5 protein-coding genes are annotated in these 5406 nt (G+C 70.3%); 2 read left to right on the forward strand and 3 right to left on the reverse strand.

Features of this window, described 5'->3' with window-relative positions:
• Positions 1–325: 325 nt before the first annotated feature.
• Positions 326–1519 (reverse strand): alpha/beta hydrolase, encoded by a 1194-nt coding sequence (locus FV228_RS19125; RefSeq protein ID WP_147856069.1) that lies wholly within the window; start codon positions 1517–1519, stop codon positions 326–328.
• Between the two features lie 249 nt (positions 1520–1768).
• On the opposite strand from FV228_RS19125, the gene FV228_RS33205 reads away from it, so the two are divergent.
• Entirely contained in the window at positions 1769–1942 is a 174-nt protein-coding gene (locus FV228_RS33205) for a hypothetical protein (protein WP_187277814.1), read from the forward strand.
• 10 nt (positions 1943–1952) lie between these two features.
• Here FV228_RS33205 and FV228_RS19130 read toward each other — a convergent pair whose 3' ends face one another.
• Both FV228_RS19130 and FV228_RS19135 read right to left on the reverse strand, forming a co-directional pair.
• Complete coding sequence (locus FV228_RS19130) at positions 1953–3590, reverse strand: acyl-CoA synthetase (RefSeq protein ID WP_147856070.1); 1638 nt, start codon at positions 3588–3590, stop codon at positions 1953–1955.
• 141 nt (positions 3591–3731) lie between these two features.
• Positions 3732–4292 carry a PAS domain-containing protein gene (locus tag FV228_RS19135; protein WP_147856071.1) on the reverse strand — a complete coding sequence of 187 codons (561 nt, stop codon included), beginning with the start codon at positions 4290–4292 and terminating at the stop codon, positions 3732–3734.
• Between the two features lie 379 nt (positions 4293–4671).
• Here FV228_RS19135 and FV228_RS19140 point away from each other — a divergent pair, with 379 nt between their 5' ends.
• Complete coding sequence (locus FV228_RS19140) at positions 4672–5319, forward strand: ParA family protein (RefSeq protein ID WP_147856072.1); 648 nt, start codon at positions 4672–4674, stop codon at positions 5317–5319.
• Positions 5320–5406: the final 87 nt, after the last annotated feature.

Here is a 5406-nt window from a genome sequence, read left to right on the forward strand (position 1 = left end):
GGGATGGGGGTGAACGACTCGCATCTGACTGGGCCCTGCACGACGCTCCGGGCAGCCGCCCGCATGCGCCGGGACGGGGCCCGGCGGGGCTGCCCCGCTCTTTAGAATTGTGATAAACTGCTGTTATTATTGAGGTTTCTGCTACTTGCAGTACGGGCCGCCAGGCTCGGCTGCAAGCGGGTCGCGCGCGGAAGGCGAGCGCTGTTGCGGTTTCAACACGCAGCGATGGACGGGCCGCCACAGCGGGGAGGGCGCTGTCGCGAACGACGCGGCGGAAATGCCTGTGGACGCAGCGGGACGGACCGCGGCGCCCGGTCCCGAGGCGCTACTTCACGCGGCCCGCGATCCAGGCCGCCACGGCATCCGCCACGGCGTCGCTGTTGGTCTCCAGCATCACCATGTGGCCGTTGCCGTGCAGACCGCGCTCGGCCAGCCGGATCGCGTCGGGCTTGGCGCCGGCCTGGGCCAGGAACGCGACCGTGCAGGCATCGTAGGTGGCGTGGAACGAGGCCTCGGCGGTCACGACTGCGGCCGGCACCTTGGCGAGGTTCGGCAGGGTCCGGGCCGGCTCGGCCTGCAGCCAGCAGCGGATCTGGCCCTCCGCCGCCTTGGCATCGGATCCTTTCGCCTGCTGCGCCACGATCAGATCCTCCGGCGCCTTGACCGGCGGGTCGAAGGTCAGGGGCATGCGGGTCAACCCGTAGGCGCGGGCGCGGCCGTCCCCGGACTTCTCCCAGAACTCCTTGCCGCCGCGGAACTGCACGTCGAAGAAGGGCGGCCCGTTCGGCTCCACGGTGACATGGGCCTTCACCAGGTCGGGCCGCGCATCCGAGGCCGCCCAGCCGAACAGGGCGCCCTGGCCGTGGGTGAGCAGGATCGCCGGCCCGACCTTCTCCAGGAGCGCCACCAGGGCCGGGGCGACGAGTTCCTCGGTCTGCTGGCTGTTGGCCAGGAACGGGACCTGACTGGCGAAGAACTGGTCGAACCCGGCATTGCCCTGCACGCCGGTGCCGCCCGGCCATTGCGTGTGGAGCTTGGCCTGCGGGAACAGGTCGTAGACCTCCGGCGCCGTGTAGGTCTTCTCGAGGGTGCGGGTGCCGAGCCGGTCGTAGGGGCCGTAGACCTCCGGGTTGGTGCCCGAGCGCCCGCGTCCGACCTGATCGACCACGTAGACCTGATAGCCCTTCTCGACGAAGCGCTGCACCCAGCCCGGCCGGCCGTCCGCGGTGGCGAGGAAGTTCACGCCGGTCTGGGCGAGCCCGTGGACCATCACCACCGGGTAGGGCTGGGTGATCTTGGCCGGCGCGCGCGCCTGCACGAACATCTGGCCGACCATCACGGTCTTGTCGCCGAGCTTCTGATACCGCCCGCCGATATAGAAATAGCTCGCCCGGGTGACCGGCTCGGCGGCGGGCTCCTCGGCCCGCACCGGCAGCGCGGCCAGGATCGCGCCCTGAACGGCCAGCAGCGCGCCCAGAATGCCGCCCGCGATCCCTGCTGCGATCCCGTTACCGGCCATACGTCTCTCCCCGGATGCGCGTCGCATCGCGCGGGCTTATTGCGGGAATCGGGGCGTACGGCCAGCACCTCCGGTTGACGCAGGAGCCGGCCCCGGGCCCGAGAGCCCGAACCCACACGCATGCCAGGTCCACCACTGCAACGCTGGTGAAACCCCGCCCGCGCGCCCACCTTCCTGTCATCGTAGGCGCCGGGATCGGCGCCCCTCGCCCGGGCAGCCCGCGGCGAGATGAGCTGAGGACGTCACGCCGTGGACCCCGCTACCGCCAAGATCCTGGTTTCCGCAGCCCTGGTCGCCTCGATCGCCCTGTTCAGCCTCGTGTCGATCCAGGCCTTCATCGCCCAGGTCGCGTCCGATCTACGAGCCGCCAAACCCGTGCGCGTCCCGGCCCGCGCGGAGCCTCGGCAGCCCCCGCAGGCCTGATACGGAGTCCTCAGGCCTCGTCCTGGCGGGCCCGCTCGCGCAGGATGAATTTCTGGACCTTACCCGTGGAGGTCTTCGGCAGCTCGCCGAAGATCACGTGACGGGGCAGCTTGTAGGCGGCCAGCCGCCCGCGGCACCACTGGATCAGTTCGTCGGCGCTGGGCGAGGCGCCCGGCTTCAGCTCCACGAAGGCGCAGGGCGTCTCGCCCCATTTCGCGTCGGGCTTGGCCACCACCGCGGCGGCCGACACCGCCGGATGCTTGAACAGCGCGTCCTCCACCTCGATCGACGAGATGTTCTCGCCCCCCGAGATGATGATGTCCTTCGAGCGGTCCTTGAGCTGGATGTAGCCGTCCGGGTGCTTCACCCCAAGGTCGCCGGTGCGGAACCAGCCGCCCTTGAAGGCGGCCTGCGTGGCCGCCGGGTTCTTGAGGTAGCCGCGCATCACCACGTTGCCGCGCATCATCACCTCGCCGATCGTCGTGCCGTCTGCGGGCACCGGCACCAGCGTGTCCGGGTCGCGCACGTCGAGCGCCTCCAGGACCGGGTAGCGCACGCCCTGGCGGGCCTTCTTGGCCGCCCGCTGGTCGGCCGCGAGCGCGTCCCAATCCTCGTTCCAGGCGTTGACCACGGCGGGGCCGTAGCTCTCGGTCAGGCCGTACAGGTGGGTCACGTCGAACCCGGCCTCCGACATGCCGGCCAGGATCGCCTCGGGCGGCGGTGCGGCGGCGGTGAAGAACGCCACCCGCCGGGGCAGGTCCCGGCGCTCGGCATCGGGGGCGTTGATCAGCATCTGCATCACGATCGGCGCGCCGCAGAGATGCGTGACCCCGTGCTCGGCCATCAGCCGGTACATCGCCTCCGCGCGGACCTGGCGCAGGCAGACATGGGTGCCGGCCACGATCGACAGGGTCCAGGGGAAGCACCAGCCGTTGCAGTGGAACATCGGCAGCGTCCAGAGATAGACCGGGTGCTGCCCGAGCCCCCCGGTGATGACGTTGCCGAGCGCCAGCAGCGCCGCGCCCCGGTGGTGGTAGACCACGCCCTTCGGGTCGCCGGTGGTGCCCGAGGTATAGTTCAGCGTGATCGCGTCCCACTCGTCGTCGGGCAGCGCCCAGTCGTGCTCCGGGTCCCCGCCCGCCAGGAACGCCTCGTAGTCGGTCTCGCCGAGGCGTGCGCCGGGGCCGTCGTAGTCCGGGTCGTCGACGTCGATGACGAACGGTTTCGTCGCCAGGCCCTCCAGGGCCGCCGCGGCGGTCTTCGAGAACTCGCGGTCGGTGATCAGCACCTTGGCCTCGCCGTGCTCCAGGCAGAACCGGATCGCGGCGGCGTCGAGGCGGGTGTTGAGGGTGTTGAGCACCGCCCCGGTCATCGGCACGCCGTAATGGCACTCGACCATTTCGGGGGTGTTGGCCAGGAAGGCCGCCACGGTATCGCCGCGGCCGAGCCCGCGCCGCGCCAGCGCCGAGGCCAGGCGCCGGGCGCGGGCGTAGAGGTCCCGGTACGAACGCCGCAGCGGGCCGTGGACCACCGCGACCTGGTCGGGAAACACCCGCGCCGCCCGGTCGAGATAGAGCAGGGGGGTCAGCGGCTGGTGGTTGGCCGGCACACGGTCGAGATCGCGGTCGTAGATCGTGTCGCGGGCCATCGGAATCCTCCCGGCAAAGTCTTGCCGGGACCGTAGCTTGGGGGCGTGGGCGCGATCAATCGCACGTCGCGGATGCGCGGGGGCTCGGATCGGGCATCGTCTCCGGCCGAACGCCGAAAACCACCGTTCGGTACGATGCGCTCAGTGGCGCGGCTCGTCCTCGGGCTCCGGCAGGAACCGGGCGAGTTCGAAGCCGATCTCGATCATCAGGCGCTCGATCCGCTCGACCAGCGCCGGCCGCTGCAGGACGTGGGCGAGGTCGCGCAGGGCGATGACGTGCTCGGCCATCCGGTTCACCACCCGCTCGCTCTGCATGAGGTTGGCCGCCTGCACCTCGGTCCGGTCGATGGCGATGCCGCGGCCCTGGAGCGTGCGACCCGAGGGGTCGCGGTCGATCCGGCCGCGCATCAGCAGGGTACGCACGCCGCTGCGGGTGTCGCGGGTGCGGAACTCCGCCTCCAGGGTGCCGCCGGACTCCGACACCGCGTGCAGGTAGCTCTCGATCCGGATGCGGTCCTCCGGATGGGTGCGGTCGAGGAACGCCGCGAGGGACACCCCCGTGGCGGCCGCCACCGGGTCGAGGCCGAGCAGACCCGCCAAGGAGCCCGAGAGCGCCAGCCGATCAGCCCAATGATCGTGGACCCACGTCCCGACCACGCCGGAGGCGTCCAGGACGGATTGCGGGATCGGGGCGTCGGCCATGCCATTCCTCGGCGGGATTTCGAACGCCGCTAAACCTGAGGTAATAAAATCCATCGCAGCTCCGGCGCTGGCGACCTAGACGCTACGGCATCCTACAGCGGCTGAAAAGGCCGTTCAGGAAGCAGACAGCATAGATATTAACCTGAGGTTTAGATTGCGTCGGACAGCCCGACAACCTGGCCGGTCCGGTCGCATGCTGGCGGCAGGGGATCTTAACGGCTCATTAACCATGTCGGACGCACCGTGCCGCTCGACATCCTTGGGTCACAGGATCGCGGCAGCCCGTGATTGCGCACCTGAGGTTGCCCGACGAGGGCGCGGCATTCGTGAATGCCGGCGCTTCCGGCGGATGCGCGGGGCCTTCTGGAGGATGCCCAGGATGAAAGCCATCACCTTCGTCACGCAGAAGGGCGGCAGCGGCAAGAGCACGCTGTGCATCTCTTTGGCGGTCGCCGCCCGCGAGGCTGGCCACACGGTCTGCATCCTGGAGATGGATCGCCAGGCCACGATCTCGGATTGGCTCGACCACCGCACCGCCGACGGTCCCGAGGTCGCCCAGATCGACGCGACGCAGATCGACGCCGTAATGGAGCGCCTGCGCGACTCGGCCTACGACTACGTGTTCATCGATACGCCGGGGGTCGATTCCACCGGCACGCTCTCGGCCATCCGCGCGGCGGACCTGTGCATCATCCCGTGCCGGCCGACGCCGGCCGACCTGCGGGCGTTCAAGCCGACGCTGGCGGCGGTCTACCGGCTGGAGAAGAAGTTCGCCTTCGTGCTGAACCAGACCCCGCCCCGCTCCTACCGGGTCCGGGACGCGGCCGACGGGCTGGCGGTGCTCGGCATCCTGCCGGACGTGAACATCGTCGCCCGCACCGACCACCAGGACGCGATCGGCCTCGGCCAGGGCGTCACCGAGTTCAACCCCAAGGGCCAGGCCGCCGGAGAGGTCCGCCGGCTCTGGTCCTGGATCGAGCGCCGCACGCAGTCGCTGAGGACGGGCCGCCATGTCCAAGCCGCCTAAGCTCAGCCTCGCGGCGATCGTCGCCTCGGCGAACCCGCCGGACCGGCACGCGGCCCGGCCGCAGGGCGCCGAGATCGTGACCCTGGC

The sequence above is a fragment of the Methylobacterium sp. WL18 genome (genome assembly GCF_008040015.1).
GTDB classification, from domain to species: domain Bacteria; phylum Pseudomonadota; class Alphaproteobacteria; order Rhizobiales; family Beijerinckiaceae; genus Methylobacterium; species Methylobacterium mesophilicum.